The sequence below is a fragment of the Streptomyces sp. Edi2 genome (genome assembly GCF_040253635.1).
In the GTDB taxonomy this organism is placed as follows: Bacteria; Actinomycetota; Actinomycetes; order Streptomycetales; family Streptomycetaceae; genus Streptomyces.
This window is the reverse complement of record NZ_JBEJGX010000002.1, coordinates 110,184-126,717: the sequence shown is the minus strand read 5'-3', so window position 1 is coordinate 126,717 and position 16,534 is coordinate 110,184. Positions and strand designations below refer to the sequence as shown.

Sequence of the window (16,534 nt, the reverse complement as noted above, 5' to 3'; positions counted from 1 at the left end):
CGCCCGCCCGTTAAACCATCCCAATTCACTTCGAAACATGTCTTGTTGCCTCTGGGCGGCGGCACGGGAGGGCGCCTACGGTCACGTCATCCACCCCACTTGGGACCGGGAGGCAGGCATGGACGAACCCGTAACGACCCGCTACACCACCCCCGCCGAGAAGGCGAACATCGCCGGCATCGAGCTCAACGCAGACGACGTCACGCACGTCATGAGCCTGGTGGACAAGGGCCTGGTCGGCGCGGCGGCGATGCACGAGGGGGCCGTCCAGGAGGACATGGCCCTGAGCGCGAAGGTCACCGTCGAACTGACGCGCGGCGGGATCGCGGGCGCCGACGGCAGCGCCGAGGAACTGACCGGCACGGAGGAGATCACCGGGACGATCCGCGCCCGCAAGGTCTTCCTCGACCCGGACAAGGCCCCGCAGGTCGACGCCTGAGCGCTCGGCTGCCGCCCGCCCTCCTATGGGGCCGGGCGGCAGCCGGGTCACGACGATTCGGGAGATGTGCGTGAAGGACTTCCTTGCACTCCAGCAGTCCCTGTGGGACCAGTGGGCCCCGCACTACAACGCCGAGCACCAGGAACGCGACCCCGCACCCGCCGCTGACTTCCTCGCCGGTCTGGCCGCCGACGGGTCCGCGCTGGAGCTCGCCGTGGGCACCGGCCGGATCGCCCTGCCGCTCGCCGAGCGCGGCGTGAAGGTCACCGGCATCGACGCCTCCCCCGCCATGATCGACGAGCTGCTGCGCCACCGCGGCCAGCTCCCCGTCCAGACGTACGTCGGGGACATGGCCGACGTCGACACCAGCGGCCAGCAGTTCGGCCTGGTCTACGTCGCCTTCTCCAGCTTCTTCTTCCTGATGACCCAGGCCCGTCAGGCGGCCTGCCTCTCCGGCGTCGCCCGGACCCTGGCGCCGGGCGGCCACTTCGTCCTCGAGGCGACGATCCCCCGCGCCCCAGGCCTCCTCGCCGGCCGCCAGCAGATCGGCATCCGGGAGCTTCGCGACACCCACCTGAGCCTGTCCGCGACCACCCACGACCCGATCGAGCAGATCATCCACTTCCAGGAAATCCGCTTCGACCACGACGGGATGCGCCTGCTGCCGGTCATCATGCGCTACGTCCACCTCTCCGAACTCGACCTCCTCGCCGCGGCCACCGGGCTCACCCTCGCCCACCGGTACGGCGACTGGCACCGCGCGCCTGTGACCGCCTCTTCCACCCAGCACATCTCCGTCTACACCCGGGCCGGGGAAGGCGGCGACGCCTCATGACCACCCCCACCGTGTCCACAGCGGTCGCGGAACCCTGGCAGGTGCGGGGCGCCCGCCAGGAGCTGTGGCCGACCCCGGTCTACCAGCGGGCCACGGCGATCGATGCGGACGTCGATGCGCTGGCCGAGCTGATCCTGGAACGCGAGCAGGGCGACTCCTCGCTCTCCCTGGGGGTGACATGCGCCCGCAAGTCGGCGCCCGACGTGCTCTCCTGGCCGCTGCCGGCCGTCACCGCCCTCAACGGGTGGATCCGCGATGCCGCCCTCGCCGTCACCGGTGCCGGGCCCGACACCGCCTTCACCGCCACCGCCTGGGCGGTCCGCTACTGGTCCGGTGGCTTCCACGAGTTCCACGCCCACCACGACAGCGCGGTCTCCGGCGTCTACTACCTGCGCACCGCCACCGACCCCACCGGCGCCCTCGAACTCCTCGACCCCCGCCCCGCCCACCTGGCCACCGCCCCCGCACACGCCGTCGCGCCGTACGCGGTCGTCCCGTACCCGGGCCTGCTGATCGCGTTCCCCTCCTGGCTCCGGCACGGCGTCGCCCCGCACCACTCCCCCACCCCGCGCCTGTGCATCGCCTTCAATATCCGTGTGGAGGAGCGATGACCGCGCTCGTCACGAGGGCCGCTCCGGGCGCGGAGGGCACGCTCGAGGAGCGATGGGCAACGCCGGTCTGGCTCGGCACCGTCCGTCCGTCCCTCGACCACGAGCGGCTTAGGGATGAGATGCGCCGGACGCAGCACGGCTGCCGCGATCTTGAGGCCGACGACGTCCTGGACGCGGACCGGGCCCGCGCCGCCTTCGCCGCGCTCGCCCAGCCCCTGTTCACGCCCGACCGTCCCGAAACAGTGCAGCTGTCCGTACAGATCTGGGCCGCCGATCACCGCGTGCCTCTCGCGTACGGCAGCGGCCTGTGGTCGGCCTGGTGCTACCTGGCCGTCGCCGGCGAAGACGCGACGGGGCGTTCCGGTGCGGTGTGCCTGCACGACCCGCGGGCGGGCTGCGACGCCGCGGCTGTCCCGGGCCTGCCCTGGGGCCGGGCCCTCACGCTGCAGTCCGAGCCGGGCCTGGCGGTTCTGGCGCCCGGTTGGCTCGCCCACTCGATCCTGCCGGTGAGCAGCGGTCACACCGTGGCCGTCCTCGTCGCCCGTCAGCTCGGCGGCCGCTCGTGAACGCACCGGCGTATTCGTTCACGCCGTGGTGGCCGCCGCCGGGACCGGTGTCTCCTGGGGCGGCGGGTCGCCGGGAAGTGTCCGGATGTCCGGGGAGAGCAGGGCGAAGCCGACCGCGGCCAGGACCAGGGCCGCGCTGCCGAGGGCGATCACGGCCGGGCCGAAGGCCGCGGCGAGCGGCCCGGCCACGGCGAGGCCGACCGGGGCGACGGCGAGGCAGCCCAGGAGGTCAATCGAGCTCACCCGCGAGATGGCGTCGTCCGGGACCTCCCGCTGCAGACAGGTCCGCCACATCACCATCGTCACGTCCCACATCACGCCATAGGCCACCATCCCGACCACAAGGACCGGCAGCGGCGCCCGGAACGCCAGGAGCAGCGCGGGCAGCGCGGCACCCGCCGTGCAGAGCGTGGCGACCAACATCGGACGGGCCGGGCGCAGCTTGGCGGCCCACCCTGCCCCGCCGAGCTGGCCCACCACCTGCGCGACCATCACCACCGACCACGCCCACGCGCCGCCCAGGTAGTGCACGGCGAGCATCGGCCCGAGCAGACCCGCCACCGAGTTGACCACCGCGATCACGACGGTCAGCTGGGCGGTCGTCACCCACAGCCACTCGTGCCGGGTGAACTCCCGCCATCCGTCGCGCAGGTCTCGCCAGGCCGAGACCTTGTAGCGCACCGGCCGGTCCGGCGTCGACCTCCCCAAGGCGGCGAACAGCACAGCGCAGACCGCGAAACTGGCCGCGTCCAAGGCGAGAGCGAAGGCCGGCCCGATCAGGCTCACCACCACCCCGGCGAGCATCATCCCGAGCAGCCTGGCGGTGTTCACCGACACCTTCAGCAGGGCGTTGGCCTCCTGCCGGTTCTGCTTGTCGTCGATCACGTCGACGACCACGCCCTCCAGCGCCGGGGAGAACAGCGCTCGCGTCACGCCCCCCAGTGCCGCGAACACGGCGATCAATGCGATCGGCCCCCCGGTCGCGAACATCACGGCCAGCAGGCCCCAGACGATCGCGGCGGCGCTCTCGGTCACACAGACGAGGCGGAACCGGGATCTGACCCGGTCCCCCAGGACTCCGCCCCACAGCACGAACACCAGCTGCGGCAGGGCCTGGCAGGCAAGGACCAGGGACAGCTGTCCCGGTGTGGCGCCCGGAAGAGCCAGGACACCGAAGGACAGTGCGATGGGACCGAAGGCGGAGCCGAGCACGGAGACGAACCGAGCGGACGCCAACAGCCGGAATCCCCGTTGGGACAGCAGTGCGAAGTTGAGGCCTGAGAGCACCCGCGGACCCTATCGGCGCCAGAAGGCGGCTCGCCCGGGAAGACCCGCAATTCAGCCGAACGGGACACGGCCCCTGGCTGCCCTCGGCCGGGTGCCGGCATCAGGTCGTCCGTACTCGCCCGCGGAGGGAGACTCTGGGCCTAGTCGAACAGACTGTCCTGTACTGGGCCTGACGGCAGGTAGTGCTCCTCCACGGGACGCGGGCGCTTCCCCACGAGGTCTTCGACTTGGCGAAGGGTCCCCCAGCGGCCGGCGGAAATCCCTTGCTGCAGGGCGCGGCGGCAGATCTCCGAGGTCGCCCACACCGCCCGCGTCACCGGCGCCCCTCGCTCCGGCAGGTCGATGCCCAGTGCCGAGGCGAGCGCCGCCTCCGAGGGCTCGGCCACCGCAGGGCATGCGATCTGCGCAAGCCGCATGGCGTCCCATAAGACCAAACTCGCCAGCCGGGGACAGGAAGCACGCTGCTCCCAGAACGTCGCGGCCTCCATCCGACCCAGCCGTGCCACGGCGACGTGGGGGTCCTCGGTGATCCGGCGATCGATCGAGGCCAGGGCCTCGCCCAGGGAGCCGGATCGAACCACGTCCCGGCTCTCTGCCCGGGTGTGGTCCGCTTCATCGGCTCCGGTCCCGACTTGAGCGTGGACGCGCCACAGCGGCAGCCAGTCCTCGGCTCGTACCGCGAGCGCGGCAGCCCCGCGGACCGCAAGCTCGCCGGTCTGACGGGAGAGTTCCAGGCCAACCACGACGAACGTACACGCGGTGTACTCGCGATCCATCCGCATGACGTCACCGTAGCCAGTGACCGGCCGGTACGTGTCGTGTCCAGACCTTCGCGGTCTCAAGGCTCCTGCCATGACACTGCCACGCTGCTCTCGGAGCGGCGATCTCCCTCGCGGATGCCCGCCTGCAGACGCCATACTCGGTCGCGGCTCTGTCACCGAACCCGGATCTCCCAGCGGCTCAAGCAGGACTTCATCCGCGCCGTGGCGGACGTCGACGCCTGCCGCCACGCGAGTCTCGACATACATCTGCCCCGCCTCCTTCATGTGGACCATGCGCTCACCACCGGCGGCAGGCGAACAGCGGCCCGTACACGGCCAGTGCGGCGTCGCCCTCCAGGAGCGGTCAGTCCAGGAGCTCCTCGACGATGCGGTGTTCGGCGAGGAGTTGCTCGGCCCGCTGGAGCAGGACGGTGTCGCCGAGCTCGGTCAGGTGAACCCCGTCGCTCCACAGGGCGCCCCGGTCGCCGGCCAGGTGCCGGGCGGCGACGGTGAACGGAGTCCACACGTCCAAATATCGCGCGCCGTGCGCGGCAGCGGCCTGGGCGGCGACCGCGTTGTAGCGGGCGAGTTCCGCGTTCATCGAAGTGACGGTGACGGGGTCGTCTATCGGCCCGAACGGGGTCTCGGAGACGACGACGATCCGGCGGGTGTAGCCGCTGAGCTGGTCGAGCATGCCGGTCAGGTGCCGGGTGTACTCCTCAAGGTCGACCGCCTCGTGGGTCCTGCGCTGGAAGCGGCGCCAGACATCGTTGATGCCGCAGCCGAGAAACACGAGGTCGTAGTCGGTGCCGGTGGTTGCCCTGTCGGCTTCGACAATGCCGGCGATGTCGCGGCTGGTGGCGCCGCCCTCACCGTGGTTGTGGACGTCGAAGGCGATGTGCGGCCAGGCAGCGCGCAGGGACAGGGTCAGACGGTGGACCCAGCCGCGTTGGGCCCAGCTTTCGACGGTGATCTTGGAGCCGACCTCGGGCAGGTTCGCCTGGGTGGTCATCTGCGCGTTGACGGCTTCCAGGTGCTCCATGATCGAGGTGCCGAAGAAGCCGACGGTCAGGGTTCGAGGGTCCTCGCGTGGCGCAGGAGCACCGTCGAAGGTGCGACGGGAGGTCTCCGGGGTCACCGAGGTGCTCGCTTGGCCATCGGGCTCCGTGCTCATCCGTGGGCGGCAATCTGCACCGTTGGTAGGTCAGGTTCTTCAACGAGACTACGTGGGCTTCGCGGCGCCACAGTGGCCACCGTGCTGAAACTACGCCCGCTCACCTCGCCCACGACCGCGCGCCCCACCCATGAGGCACAGTCCAGTTCGTGGGACTACTACCGCAGGGCCTGTTCGAACGTAGAGCGGTAAGTGCTCACGAAGGCGTGCTCGCGGCAGCTCCACTCGACGCGCGCGGCGATGACATCCTCGCTGGGGTGCAGTTCGGAGGGGCCAGGATCCCTCTTGAGCCAGAACTGGACGTTCCGGATCTGCCGCTCCAGGATGACGTCAACGAGGCCACGGCGCTCGAGGTCAGTGAGTTCGTATCCGTCGGCCAGCATCCGCACCTGCTGTGCCTGCTCGGTCACAGGTGGCGCTGCGCTCTTTGAGGCGATACACCAGGTCCAGCTCGCGTACCCAACGTCTTCGAGGGGATCACCGGGTGCCGCCATGTCGAAGTCGATGAAGGCGACTGGCCTGCCGTCCCGGAACACGGTGTTGTTCGGCCCAGGATCGTGATGGCACACGACCGGGCACGGTCCTGCGAGGCTGCTGCCACGAGTGGCCTCGTGCAGGGAGCGCAGTAGCACGCCGGCTGCAGCTACCTGGGCATCGGTCCACTTCTGGAACTTGGATGGAACGTGGCCCGGCACGTAGCTGAGCATGTCCCGTCCTGTGTCGTCGACCCCGAGGTAGCGGGGTGCGCCGTCAAATCCACAGTCCTCTAGGTGTGACAGCAGCCTCGCGACGAAGTCCGACGCTCTTGAGACAGGTCGCCGGACTGTGTCTCCAACACGGACGACGCCGTTGGTAATACGCCCTCCGCTCAGCGGCACCTCTCTGCCGGATCCGTCATGCACTGGTGGATCTCCCCTCTCTCGGCCCGACCCTACGCAGGCCAGACGTGCCTGTCCCGACTGCGGGACGTGGTGGCAACGCGCTTCCCACGAACTGCGACCGGATGCCATCTCACCGGATCGAACTGGTCGCGAGCGACTTGTTCATTTCGCCTCCCTAGACGAACGGCTGCGGGAGGCCGATCAGAAAGGGGTCACGGGGATGCCTCGGACTCCTCTGAATTGTCGTCCTCTAGGTGCTTCGGAGCCGCGCCGGTGACCTGGGCGTGCCACTCGGGCGGGACCGCGACCGCGGCTGCTCTGCCCCGGTAGGTCACCGCCACATGGTCCCCTCCGTGGGCGCGGTCGAGGAGCTCGGCTAGTCCACGGATCGCTTCCTGTGCGGTGATCGTGTCCGTCACGGTTCCGCCGGCCTGCGCGTGCCAGGCAGTCGGCACCAGCACAGCGGCCGGGTGGCCGTGCCGGGTGACCACATGGTGGCCCCCCTTCAGGCGTACCCGGGTCAGGACGGGGCTCCATTCCGACCGGGTGTTGTCGGCGCTGCTGCTGGTCGTCTCCATGGGCCGGAAGTGTACGGACTGCCAGGACTTCACGGACAGGCGAGGACTTCCCTAACTTCCATAACTTCCCGAACTTCAAGGTTTTGCGCTACGGTCGTTGTCGTCGGAGCAAACGCCCCGATGGCGTCATCTCCGCCTCACGCAGACGGAGTTCGCCATGCCCTGGACCGCATCAGGGCAGCTCAGAGCACCTCCACACGAGGCGCGAGGGGATCTCCTCTCCCGCCTCCGCCGAGGGCAGCGTCTCCAGCGCCGCCCACCGGCGAGCCCGATCACCCTCACGAACCGAGGAGCTCCACCGGATGAACACCACCAGCAAGCGCGCAAGCGTCGCGGCTGTCGCAGCCGTCGGCATGCTCGGACTGCTCTCGACCACCGCACGGGCCGACGGCGTCGATCCCGACAAGCCGGTCCGCACGTACACCGAGGAGCGCATCAACCCGGTGACCGGCGAGACGGAGACGGCCACCATCACCGAGTACCCGGACGTCATCAAGCGCGGCGACGGCCCCAGCCCGGACGCCCGGAGCCGCACCGCCTCGAACGACGCCGTCCCCGAGGACCAGCCCGGCGGGGTCAACCAGTCGGCCGCGCCGGCGGGCACTCTCCAGCCCGCTGCCGGCACCGGCGGCCTCTACCTCCGCGACGCCGGAGGAGCGATCAAGGGGCTCATGGGTGAGGGCGACCGCGCACGGATCATCGCCTGCCACCCCAGCGACCCCAACCTGGTCGAGGCCGAGCAGATCACCAGCGGACACAAGGGATGGGGCGTCTACCGCGGCTACGTGAAGATCTCCGCGACCGCGGCGCCGGGCCGCATCGCCTGCTGATCCTCCCGGCCCTTGGTCGTGGCCGGCCCGCCCTCGGGCGGGGCCCGGTCACGACACCGGCTGCCCGGCAATGCCACCAACGGCTGTTCGGAAGCGCACCGGAGCGCCGAGCTTCGTACCCGTCCCACGGAGATCCACAAGGAGAAGTACGTGCCCAACGACACTCAGACCCTCGCCAAGCGCCGCTCATACCTCGTCCGCTGGCTCATTGCCTCGGGCAAGGCCCTGCCGCCGATGAGCAGCGGCCCTGACCGTGCGGACGCCGACTACGCGCACGCTCTGCTGACCGAGGACGTCGCCGCCCTCGAGGCCGCGCTGCTCGAAGGCCTCCCGGACGACGAGCAGCGCCACGGCAGCTGACCTGCGGCGGCCGCCCGACCCAGCCACGGGGCCCGCCCTGACCCGATGAGCACGTCTGCTCGCGGCGCGCGCCTTTCAGCCCCGTCGTAGAAGCGGCCCTGGCCCGGTGTCTCCAGCACCCGGCCAGGGCCTCGCTGACAGAGCCCACACACCACGAACCGGCAAGGAGCTCAGCAGCATGCCCAACCGTACCCACGGCCGCGAGTTCGAACGCAGCCTCCAGCGGACCAAGGCCGCAGCGCGCGGCGCCGAGCAGGCACGCGCAGCCGCCTCCCTGATCACCCTCGGCACCGAGGGGACGATCAGCAACCCCTCGGTGAACGTCAACTCCTGCCTCGGAGGCGCCTGATGGCCATCCGACGAAGCAGTGACAGCAATACCAGCCGCTCCAGCAGCGGCAGTTCGTCCCCCAGGGGGTTCACGCCGGAGCAGAAGGCCGGGCAGCAGTCCCTCAATGACCGGCTGACCTGTGCCCGCTTGGAAGAGCGCCCCAAGGACGCACCGCCCGGCAGCTTCTGACCTGCACCACACCCGCATCCCACTGGCGGGCGCAACTCCGCCGTCCCGGCCCACGCCGGGGCGGCGTCCTGCATTGACGCCGCGGAGGCAAGGGCCCCGCCGGGCAACGCCGGCGCCGCGGCTCCAGTGGGCACGGTCGTTGACTCCGTCGTGCACCGCGAATCGGCCGCGAGGTCCCCACGATGGGTTTTACTCATCCGACGGCCGTCTGCCGACAGGCGTGGAGATAGTCCTCAAGCGGCTCCAGGCCGACCTCGAGTCGTCGAAGATCAACCTGCTCGGCCTCCCAGAGCGGCGCCGGGGCGAGCTCCCCCGCCTCATCCGCGTACAGCTGCGTGCCGAAGACCTGCGGGCGGCCCTGGGCGATGCGGACTCGATCCTGCAACAGCGCCGAGTGCCGCGGGTCTGCTTCGCCGGCCAGCACTGCCTCCGCCAGCAAGTCCCGGCACCTGAGCTGGAAGTCGGGTGCCGGATCGCTGTGCTGGGCGAACAGCCACACGGCCGTTGCGGCACGCTCACCGACTTCCGAGATGCCCGGCCACCCCCGCACCGCGAGGAGCTGCTCCAGCCAGATCCGGTTGTCCCGGTCGATCTCCTGCCATCGCTCCATCACCTCCGGCGTCCGCGACGCCGGAGGCAGCAGCCGCACCTCCTGGTCCAGCTCCATCCGACGCAGCAGCTCCGTCGCCAGCTCCTCATCCGGCGCGGCCGCGGTGCGCGGCCGCGCTACGGCGCCGATGACGTCGAAGAGATGGGCGCCGAGGACCTTGGTGTCCGTCGGGGTGTCCAGAACCTCGAGTGCGTCACGATCCACCCAGCGCACCGGGAGCGCGGGCGGGCCCTGCGGCTCGTAGGTCAGCGGCACGACGCCGACGAAGACGTGGTCGCGGTGCAGGTGCCGCCCGTCAGCTCGGCTGTCCGGGCCGGCCGCGATGTCCACGGTCCACCACGGGCCGGGGACGGCAGGGTGCGGGTACCCCTCCGGAAGTGGGGCCGGCAGGAGGCGCGGGCGATATCCGGACTCTTCGAGCGCCTTGCGCATCGCGGCGTCTTGGGGCGTCTCGGCCTGGTCCTCGAGGACATGGCCTCCCGGCCGGCGGTAGCTGCCGTGCCGGGGGTGCGCGATGACGCACATCCGCCACGAGGCCCCGAAGCGCGCGAAGAGAAACGTGCTCGCGGTCAGGTGCCGGGTTGAGTCCATGGCGAACCTCCAGGGTCGACGCGTCGGCCTGCCGAGGTCTTACCCCTGCGGCCTCTGTCCACAGCTTCTCGCTCGTACGGTCCGGTTCCTGATCACGGAACGGAAGGGCCCTATATGTCCGCAATAGCTTGGCTTCGGCTGTCCGACGACCGGCTAGTTCGAGCCGATCGTGTCGTCGCCGTCGACCTGTGGGGCCCGGGGCCCGAGAAAGCCGCTCAGGTGGAGGTCACGACCGCGGTTCTTGGGCAGCCGGCGCGGATCGTGGCCCAGCTCGCCGGCCCCGACGCGTCCTGGGTTCATGTCGCGACGTGTGCCGCCGTGCGCGGCGGCGAGTTGATCACGGGATTGCTCGGCGCGATCGCGGCGGCGGCTGCGCGGCCTTCGGGTATCGCGTTCGTCTATGGGCTGCGGCAGGGCGGGGAGCTGACGCGGTGGACGTATGGGGCGACGATTCCACTCACCGACCCCCGCGTTGCACCGTTTCATGAGGTTCACGACTCCGCTCCGGGGCGGTGGCTGGTGCGTCCGCTGCGAGGTGGGGCGCAGGAAGGTTCCTGAGCCCCCTCACGCCGGGCGGTCGTCAGCTGCAGTGGTCAGGGGCGGTGACCGCCCGGCTCCTGGCCGTGGTCCGCCGGCTGGAGGCGGAAGGGATGTTCACACGGCACCGCCAGCCGCTGCGCCACCCATCCCGACTCGTACGCGGCGGGATCGTGGACGGTGCGCAGGTGGGTGAATCCGAGGCGCTCGTAGTAGGCGTGGAGGCGGGTGTTGGTCGTCCAGGCGTCGAGGCGTAGCCACTTGGCCCCGTCACGGGCCGCCTGATCTCCGCACCAGTCCAGGATCGCGGCTCCGAGGCCCTGGCCGTTGCCTGGCCGCGCGAGGGTCAATTTGTGCACGTAGAGGGCTTGTTCGTCCCTCTCCTCTTCGCTCCACAGCACCGGCTCGGCCTTTCGGTCGAGGGTGACGGTGGCCACGGGCAAGGCCCGCGGGGTCGGGTGGAAGAGATAGACCTCGCCGGCGGACACGCTGTCGATGAGGAGTTCGGGTGGGTAGGGCGTGGACCACTGGTCGCTGCCGTTCGCGCTCAGCCAGCTGGCCGCGTCAGTGCGGAACTTCAGGAGTCGGGGGATGTCGGCCGGCACGGCCCGGACGACGATCACTCGCCGCCTCGCTCGGTGTGGCGGAAGCGCTCGTACACGGTGACGTTGCGGTGGGCCGGCAGCGTGAAGAGGGTGACCTGCACGGGCAGGTCGGCGGCGTCGTAGTTGGTGCTGATGATTTTGATGGCGGGGACTGAGTTGCCTGCGCCGAGGCCCAGGCGGATGTTCTCTCCCTCGGTGGTCGTGTGGGGGTGGATCTCGTCGATGGAGCGGACGATCTCGTGCCCGAGTTCGGCGAGGACGCGGTTGGTGCCGCGTTCGACGTTGTCCTGCAGTACCCAGTCGCTTCTCTCGACTATGCGCAGCGCCACGTAGGAGTCGTCGGTGTGGGCCGCGGCTCCGTCGACCATGTTGGTTCTGCGCCGTACGGCCACGTATTCGCCGTCCAGCAGGGCAAGTCGGCTGCGGACCAGTTCGTCTGCCGGCTCGCGGGTGATCTCGTCCATCCGGGCGTCGCCCTTGCGGTGCGCGGCGTCGAGGAGGGAGGTGTAGACGTCGATGTTGGGCGCCTGCTCGTGGAACTCCGACTGCGGATAGAAGAGCAGCGGCTTCCAGTCGTGGACCCAGGCGCCCGAGCCTTTGCGTGTCCGCACAATGCCCTCGGCCTTGAGCTTCTCCAGCACGCGAACCAGTGACTGCCGGCTCAGCCCGTACTCGTCGCCGAGAACCTGGGCCGAGGGCAGCTTGTCCGGAGAGCCGTCCGGTTTGCGGAAGTCTCCGGCTTTGATGCGTTCGCGCAGCAGGATGACGACGTCGTCAACCGTCGCCTTCTCCTGCGGCTTCCGCGGGCGATTGTTACTCATGGCCGCACCTTAGCAACCTGTCGCGACAGGTTAGCAAGAGTCGCCTCGCGATGCACACCCCACCCATTAGGGCATTGCCGCCTCGGCGCCGCATTGACCTGGCCCGGCAACTCAACCTGTCTTGACAGGTGTTGACGAGCCGCCAGCTGATCGCTACGGTCGTGATCGGCACCACAACCTGTCTTGACAGGTTGTGGTGCTTGAGGCCCTCATTCCGGGCCTAAGTGGCTCAATTCGGCGCACTGCCGGGGCTCGCGCGATGCGAGTCCGCTCCTTGAAAACTGCACAGCGGACACAGGACTGAGCGTCCGAGGGGGTGCCCGTCGGCTTTGCCGCACGGCCCCGTTCGGGCACGCGACAGTCCAGACAACCAAGGCCCGGCGCACCAGGTGTGTGCCGTGGCCTTGGCCGTCTGGCCAACACGACGGCCCTGGCCAGGAGTTACCTCCCGGCCAGGGCCGTGCTCGGCCCCTCATGGGGAGTCGCCACTCCCGCACGGGGCCTCATCCGAACACCTCACTCAGCGAGGAGTCCGAACTGTGTCCCACATTAGTGATCGCCCCGCCCGCTCCACCGCCCAGGGCGGGGCCACCAGCTCCGCGCACTCCAAGACGATCGCCGCATCGGTCGACACCAAGGCCCGTGCCCGCGCTGCCGAAGTGGCCGGGGCGTACCTGACGAACCTGAATCTGGCCGCCAACTCCGCGGCCGCGAAGGCGGTGCGCTGATGGCCACGCCCACCGACGTCGAGCCCGTCCACCCCAGCCTGGCCGAGTTCGCCGGGATGGCCCACAACCGTCTCGGCAGCCTGAGCCCGGCGCAGCGCCGCGTCCAGGCGGCCGAGATCGCCCGTGACGTACTGCGCCGCGCGATCAGGCTCGACCTGCAGGGCATGCAGGCCGACGAACTCGTCCTGCAGGTGCTGGAGATGCGCGCCGCTCTGGCCGGCCTGCTGACCGTCACGGTCCCGGCCGCCACTCCGCCCGCTCCCACCGATGACGGTGCCCTCAGCGACGACGACCTGGTCGCCAGCCTCTTCGACCTCATCAGCGACGCGGCGCCTCTGGATGCCGACGTGGTCGTCCACGTCGGCCGCCCGCTGCCCAATCAGCTGTTCAACTCCCTGGTGCGGGCGATCAACGCACCGGGGCTGCACGACGCCGGTGAGTACCTGGAGGCTCGCGGGCACTGCGGGACCTCCACCGTGCACATCACGGCGACGGCCGCCCGCGCAGGTGCCCGGTGACCCAGGCCGAGCCGCCGGACCGGCGGCCCCGCGAGAACCGGATCCTGGCCGAACCCGCCACGCTCGAACGGTGCCGGAAGGACTACGACACCGGCTCGGCCGACCGGGCCACCGCCTACAAGCAGATGAGCCGCCGGGCGGTCCCTGATGCCTCGTGAACTCGGCCCGCCCCACACCGCCTCGTTCGGACTCCGCCTCTACGGCGCCAGCACGACCGACCGCTGGTGACCTTCAGCTCCACGCCGCGGGGGACGGCTGTGCCCCGCGGCCTCTCGCGTCTCCGCCCTCTGGAGCCGCCTCGCACAGGAGAAATACGGTGACCACCCCCTCCAGTTCGCCCACCACGACAACCCCGACGGACTCCGCCACCGAGGCCGACCGGCCTCAGCTGAACAAGGCGCAGCGCGTGATCGTCGGCGTCGTGGTCGGCGGCGCTGTGGTGATCGCCGGCATCGGGTTCGCCGGCTCGTACGCCGCAGTCCGCGACCTTGCGATCCGCAAGGGCTTCGGGACGTTCGCCCATGTGTTCCCGCTCGGGGTCGACGCGGGGATCCTCGTGCTGCTCGCGCTGGACCTACTGCTGACCTGGCTCCGGATGCCGTTTCCCATGCTGCGGCAGACCGCGTGGCTGCTGACCAGCGCGACGATCGCGTTCAACGGCGCCGCCGCCTGGCCGGACCCGCTCGGCGTCGGCATGCACGCGGTGATCCCCATCCTTTTCGTCGTGACGGTCGAAGCCGCCCGGCACGCGATCGGGCAGCTGGCGAACATCACGGTCGGCCGTCACATGGAGCCGGTCCGGCTGATCCGGTGGCTGCTGTCGCCGCTGCCCACGTTCAAGCTGTGGCGGCGGATGAAGCTGTGGGAGCTGCGGTCGTACGAGCGGGTCCTCGAGCTCGAGCAGGAGCGCCTCGTCTACCAGGCCCGGCTGCGGACCCGGTTCGGTCGCGCCTGGCGTCGCAAGGCCCCGGTCGAGGCCCTGCTGCCGCTGAAGCTCACCCGCTACGGCGTCCCGCTCAGCTCCAGCCGCGCCCCGGCTTCGGCCCCACGGCAGAACGTGAAGGGCGACGCGCTGGAGAACCACGTCGCCGACGCCCTCGCGATCACCTCGACCGCGGGCGAGGTCCCGGGACCCCTCCTCGCCACCGCGGGCATGAACGTTCCTCCGCACCCCGTGAACTCGGGAGCCGACGCCAGCGTGAACCTCCGCACCGGGGGTGCGCCGGCGCCGCGGCCGGCAGCCGTGAATCCGGCTGCCGGCCGTGAACGTGGCTCCGTGAATCCGCCTGCAGGTTCGGGCGTGAACCCGCCGGTTCACGCGCCGGCCGATGCTCCCGTGAACGATTCACGCAGGGGTGATTCACGGCAGCCCGTGAACCGGTGCGCAAGCACCCCCGATTCACGCATGAAGCCGTTCACGCCCCCCGTGAACAGCGGCAGCGTGAACCGCGTGAAGTCCGTGAATCCGCTGCTCAAAGGCACCGTGAACGGATTCACGCCGGTCGTGAATCACCGTGAATTCACGCGTGAACCGGAGGCCGTGAATCGGCGGGACTGGAGCGTGAACCGGCCCGTGAAGCTGACCGTGAACCGGTCGGCCGAGCGTGAATCCGACGGCGTGAACGACCCGTCCGACACCGTGAATCCGGATGCGGACGAGGTCGTGAACGACGACGACGGCAACCGTAAAGAGGACGGCGTGAACGGCCGCTCCGTGAATTCACACCGCCCGCGCGTGCACGCCGCGAAGACGCCGGCGCCGACGTCGGTTCACGCCGCTGTCGGTGCTCCCAGCCCGAAGCAAGCCGAGCGGGCCAGGGCCGCGGCCGCGTGGCATGCGGCCAAGAGGAAGAACCCGGCCCTGACGCAGAAGGAGTTCGCCGAGAGCCTCGGCAAGTCCCCGGCCTGGGTGACCAAGGTCCTCAAGGAGGCGGCCCGTGTGGCCGCGGAGACGGCCAGCGGATCCCGGGACGCACCCGATGGCTGAGCCGGCCAGCAAGGACCCCGGCTGGATACACCCGGGGCCGGGCTCTGTGCCCGGCCCCGGCAAGACCCGCACCAGCCAGCTGTCAGGGCTGTTGACCTGCGACAACACAGACCACGACGAAGAGTTCATCCGCATGCTGATCCACCTCGCCCTGGAAGGCGAGCGGATCACCGGAGCCTCCGAGGAGGGAGGGAACGTGACCACCGCAGACGAGAAGACCGACCCGTTCCACGTGCCGCTGCCGGATGAGGTGCCCGTACCCGCGCCGCGCACGGAGGCAGCAGGCCCCGACGGCGGCCAGGCGACGGCCAAGCCGTCGATCCCAGCCCCTGCCGACGCGGATGTAGACGCCCCTGTAGATGGTGTAGATGCGCAGGTCAGCGCCCCGGAAGTGGGTGCGCCGACCCCCCAGGGGAGCGGGGCGGATCCTGTCATTCCGGCCATGCCGGCATCGCCGCCCGAGCCGCCGGAGAAGGACTCCGATTGGTGGCGCATCGACCGGCCCGGACCGAAGACCGCGCCCCCTGCGCAGGGTTCTCCTCGCGAGACCAAGCAAGGCTGGTGGGACCGCCTCTACAAGGACCAGGACGCGGACCTCGACACCTACAGCGGGCACGTCCTGACCGTTCCGGCCGGCAGCGGACCGGTTCTCATCGAGGTCCAGAAGAGCCCTGAGCCGCAGGCCTCTGAACCGGAGGAGGCCGGCGCCGAGGAGCCAGACGCCCGCCCGCAGGTCCTCGATGTCCACAAGCCGCAGCCGACCCTCCAGATCCGTACGCAGCCGGTGAAGCAGTGGCGCCCCACCCGCTTCTGGCGTGTCATCACCTTCAACGGGACTGCCGCCGCGGTCGGCTCCGCCATCGGGCTGAACGCCTACCTCTCCCAGTTCCCCCCGGCCGCCGTCGCCGCTGCCGGCGGCCTGCTCGGAGCCGGCATGGCGCTCGGCTGCGGGTTCACGGCGTGGAAGGCCGCGGGCAGCGAGATGCTCGCGCCGTTCGTGCCGTTCGGCGCACTGGGCCGCCTCGCCGCGGTCTTCGTCGCCGCCGAGGTCGGACGCCGCCTCGGGCAGGAATTCCTGCCGTACACCTCCGACATCGTCGCCCGCCATGTCGGCCTGAGCCAGAGCGACACCGCTCTGCTCGTCGTCGGCCTCACCATGTGCGGCGCCTCGGGCTGGCTGGTGTGGCGCACCCGCTACGGCGGCCTGCTCAAGCGCTGGCTGGCACGCATCCCGCTCGCCACTTCCCTGCTCGTCTGCGCGCTGTACTCCACCGGCCCTGTCATCTGAAAGGCACC

General features: G+C 70.3%; 22 protein-coding genes. 13 read left to right on the top strand and 9 right to left on the bottom strand.

Translation table 11 applies throughout. The features are described 5' to 3' along the window. Window positions 1-118 precede the first annotated feature (118 nt). From ABR737_RS02510 to ABR737_RS02495, 4 genes are all read left to right on the top strand, one after another. Window positions 119-439, top strand: coding sequence for a hypothetical protein (locus ABR737_RS02510; protein WP_350248522.1), 321 nt, complete (start codon window positions 119-121; stop codon window positions 437-439). 70 nt (window positions 440-509) lie between these two features. Further along, complete coding sequence (locus ABR737_RS02505) at window positions 510-1,274, top strand: class I SAM-dependent DNA methyltransferase (RefSeq protein WP_350248521.1); 765 nt, start codon at window positions 510-512, stop codon at window positions 1,272-1,274. Next, window positions 1,271-1,885 (top strand): putative 2OG-Fe(II) oxygenase, encoded by a 615-nt coding sequence (locus ABR737_RS02500; protein ID WP_350248520.1) that lies wholly within the window; start codon window positions 1,271-1,273, stop codon window positions 1,883-1,885. The genes ABR737_RS02505 and ABR737_RS02500 overlap by 4 nt, the downstream gene beginning before the upstream one ends. Further along, window positions 1,882-2,451, top strand: coding sequence for a 2OG-Fe(II) oxygenase family protein (locus tag ABR737_RS02495; protein WP_350248519.1), 570 nt, complete (start codon window positions 1,882-1,884; stop codon window positions 2,449-2,451). The genes ABR737_RS02500 and ABR737_RS02495 overlap by 4 nt, the downstream gene beginning before the upstream one ends. A gap of 18 nt (window positions 2,452-2,469) precedes the next feature. On the opposite strand, the gene ABR737_RS02490 is transcribed toward ABR737_RS02495, so the two are convergent. The 5 genes from ABR737_RS02490 to ABR737_RS02470 all read right to left on the bottom strand — a co-directional run bounded on the left by ABR737_RS02490 (window position 2,470) and on the right by ABR737_RS02470 (window position 7,132). Further along, window positions 2,470-3,738 carry an MFS transporter gene (locus ABR737_RS02490; protein WP_350248518.1) on the bottom strand — a complete coding sequence of 423 codons (1,269 nt, stop codon included), beginning with the start codon at window positions 3,736-3,738 and terminating at the stop codon, window positions 2,470-2,472. Between the two features lie 140 nt (window positions 3,739-3,878). Further along, window positions 3,879-4,520 carry a hypothetical protein gene (locus ABR737_RS02485; RefSeq protein WP_350248517.1) on the bottom strand — a complete coding sequence of 214 codons (642 nt, stop codon included), beginning with the start codon at window positions 4,518-4,520 and terminating at the stop codon, window positions 3,879-3,881. Window positions 4,521-4,863: 343 nt separating this feature from the next. Then, window positions 4,864-5,673: an SGNH/GDSL hydrolase family protein gene (locus ABR737_RS02480; protein ID WP_350248516.1), complete on the bottom strand. Its 810-nt coding sequence runs from the start codon at window positions 5,671-5,673 to the stop codon at window positions 4,864-4,866. 158 nt (window positions 5,674-5,831) lie between these two features. Next, window positions 5,832-6,575: a phosphotransferase gene (locus ABR737_RS02475; RefSeq protein ID WP_350248515.1), complete on the bottom strand. Its 744-nt coding sequence runs from the start codon at window positions 6,573-6,575 to the stop codon at window positions 5,832-5,834. 191 nt (window positions 6,576-6,766) lie between these two features. After that, window positions 6,767-7,132, bottom strand: a complete 366-nt coding sequence (locus ABR737_RS02470; protein ID WP_350248514.1) for a type II toxin-antitoxin system Phd/YefM family antitoxin — start codon at window positions 7,130-7,132, stop codon at window positions 6,767-6,769. Between the two features lie 302 nt (window positions 7,133-7,434). On the opposite strand from ABR737_RS02470, the gene ABR737_RS02465 reads away from it, so the two are divergent. The 4 genes from ABR737_RS02465 (at window position 7,435) to ABR737_RS02450 (ending at window position 8,841) form a co-directional block, all read left to right on the top strand. Beyond that, entirely contained in the window at window positions 7,435-7,962 is a 528-nt protein-coding gene (locus tag ABR737_RS02465; RefSeq protein ID WP_350248513.1) for a hypothetical protein, read from the top strand. A 150-nt stretch (window positions 7,963-8,112) separates the two neighbouring features. Next, entirely contained in the window at window positions 8,113-8,322 is a 210-nt protein-coding gene (locus ABR737_RS02460) for a hypothetical protein (protein ID WP_350248512.1), read from the top strand. A gap of 178 nt (window positions 8,323-8,500) precedes the next feature. Continuing rightward, a complete protein-coding gene (locus tag ABR737_RS02455) occupies window positions 8,501-8,671 on the top strand; it encodes a hypothetical protein (RefSeq protein WP_350248511.1) in 171 nt (56 codons plus the stop codon). Next, the gene (locus ABR737_RS02450) at window positions 8,671-8,841 is read left to right on the top strand and encodes a hypothetical protein (RefSeq protein WP_350248510.1); all 171 of its coding nucleotides are present in this window, start codon (window positions 8,671-8,673) and stop codon (window positions 8,839-8,841) included. Before ABR737_RS02455 ends, ABR737_RS02450 begins: the two co-directional genes overlap by 1 nt. Before the next feature lie 193 nt (window positions 8,842-9,034). On the opposite strand, the gene ABR737_RS02445 is transcribed toward ABR737_RS02450, so the two are convergent. From ABR737_RS02445 to ABR737_RS02430, 4 genes are all read right to left on the bottom strand, one after another. Next, window positions 9,035-10,042: a DUF6624 domain-containing protein gene (locus tag ABR737_RS02445; protein WP_350248509.1), complete on the bottom strand. Its 1,008-nt coding sequence runs from the start codon at window positions 10,040-10,042 to the stop codon at window positions 9,035-9,037. Window positions 10,043-10,195: 153 nt separating this feature from the next. Beyond that, complete coding sequence (locus tag ABR737_RS02440) at window positions 10,196-10,342, bottom strand: hypothetical protein (protein ID WP_350248508.1); 147 nt, start codon at window positions 10,340-10,342, stop codon at window positions 10,196-10,198. 293 nt (window positions 10,343-10,635) lie between these two features. Next, the gene (locus ABR737_RS02435; RefSeq protein WP_350248507.1) at window positions 10,636-11,202 is read right to left on the bottom strand and encodes a GNAT family N-acetyltransferase; all 567 of its coding nucleotides are present in this window, start codon (window positions 11,200-11,202) and stop codon (window positions 10,636-10,638) included. Then, a complete protein-coding gene (locus tag ABR737_RS02430) occupies window positions 11,199-12,005 on the bottom strand; it encodes a GntR family transcriptional regulator (RefSeq protein ID WP_350248506.1) in 807 nt (268 codons plus the stop codon). The genes ABR737_RS02435 and ABR737_RS02430 overlap by 4 nt, the downstream gene beginning before the upstream one ends. 539 nt (window positions 12,006-12,544) lie before the next feature. Between ABR737_RS02430 and ABR737_RS02425 the strand changes: the two genes are divergently transcribed. From ABR737_RS02425 to ABR737_RS02405, 5 genes are all read left to right on the top strand, one after another. Next, window positions 12,545-12,733, top strand: coding sequence for a hypothetical protein (locus ABR737_RS02425; protein ID WP_350248505.1), 189 nt, complete (start codon window positions 12,545-12,547; stop codon window positions 12,731-12,733). Further along, window positions 12,733-13,251, top strand: a complete 519-nt coding sequence (locus tag ABR737_RS02420) for a hypothetical protein (protein ID WP_350248504.1) — start codon at window positions 12,733-12,735, stop codon at window positions 13,249-13,251. Before ABR737_RS02425 ends, ABR737_RS02420 begins: the two co-directional genes overlap by 1 nt. Further along, window positions 13,248-13,409 (top strand): hypothetical protein, encoded by a 162-nt coding sequence (locus ABR737_RS02415; protein ID WP_350248503.1) that lies wholly within the window; start codon window positions 13,248-13,250, stop codon window positions 13,407-13,409. The genes ABR737_RS02420 and ABR737_RS02415 overlap by 4 nt, the downstream gene beginning before the upstream one ends. Window positions 13,410-13,639: 230 nt before the next feature. Further along, on the top strand, window positions 13,640-15,238 hold the full coding sequence (locus ABR737_RS02410) for a DUF2637 domain-containing protein (protein WP_350248704.1): 1,599 nt from the start codon (window positions 13,640-13,642) through the stop codon (window positions 15,236-15,238). After that, window positions 15,231-16,526: a hypothetical protein gene (locus ABR737_RS02405; protein ID WP_350248502.1), complete on the top strand. Its 1,296-nt coding sequence runs from the start codon at window positions 15,231-15,233 to the stop codon at window positions 16,524-16,526. The genes ABR737_RS02410 and ABR737_RS02405 overlap by 8 nt, the downstream gene beginning before the upstream one ends. The last annotated feature ends 8 nt before the right edge of the window (window positions 16,527-16,534 follow it).

Excerpts from the sequence above, each read along its gene's own strand:
- ABR737_RS02510 (WP_350248522.1), top strand. The coding sequence starts at position 119 with ATGGACGAACCCGTAACGACCCGCTACACCACCCCCGCCGAGAAGGCG.
- ABR737_RS02500 (WP_350248520.1), top strand. The coding sequence starts at position 1,271 with ATGACCACCCCCACCGTGTCCACAGCGGTCGCGGAACCCTGGCAGGTG.
- ABR737_RS02495 (WP_350248519.1), top strand. The coding sequence starts at position 1,882 with ATGACCGCGCTCGTCACGAGGGCCGCTCCGGGCGCGGAGGGCACGCTC.
- ABR737_RS02485 (WP_350248517.1), bottom strand. The coding sequence starts at position 4,520 with ATGCGGATGGATCGCGAGTACACCGCGTGTACGTTCGTCGTGGTTGGC.
- ABR737_RS02480 (WP_350248516.1), bottom strand. The coding sequence starts at position 5,673 with ATGAGCACGGAGCCCGATGGCCAAGCGAGCACCTCGGTGACCCCGGAG.
- ABR737_RS02470 (WP_350248514.1), bottom strand. The coding sequence starts at position 7,132 with ATGGAGACGACCAGCAGCAGCGCCGACAACACCCGGTCGGAATGGAGC.
- ABR737_RS02465 (WP_350248513.1), top strand. The coding sequence starts at position 7,435 with ATGAACACCACCAGCAAGCGCGCAAGCGTCGCGGCTGTCGCAGCCGTC.
- ABR737_RS02455 (WP_350248511.1), top strand. The coding sequence starts at position 8,501 with ATGCCCAACCGTACCCACGGCCGCGAGTTCGAACGCAGCCTCCAGCGG.
- ABR737_RS02450 (WP_350248510.1), top strand. The coding sequence starts at position 8,671 with ATGGCCATCCGACGAAGCAGTGACAGCAATACCAGCCGCTCCAGCAGC.
- ABR737_RS02445 (WP_350248509.1), bottom strand. The coding sequence starts at position 10,042 with ATGGACTCAACCCGGCACCTGACCGCGAGCACGTTTCTCTTCGCGCGC.
- ABR737_RS02440 (WP_350248508.1), bottom strand. The coding sequence starts at position 10,342 with ATGAACCCAGGACGCGTCGGGGCCGGCGAGCTGGGCCACGATCCGCGC.
- ABR737_RS02430 (WP_350248506.1), bottom strand. The coding sequence starts at position 12,005 with ATGAGTAACAATCGCCCGCGGAAGCCGCAGGAGAAGGCGACGGTTGAC.
- ABR737_RS02420 (WP_350248504.1), top strand. The coding sequence starts at position 12,733 with ATGGCCACGCCCACCGACGTCGAGCCCGTCCACCCCAGCCTGGCCGAG.
- ABR737_RS02405 (WP_350248502.1), top strand. The coding sequence starts at position 15,231 with ATGGCTGAGCCGGCCAGCAAGGACCCCGGCTGGATACACCCGGGGCCG.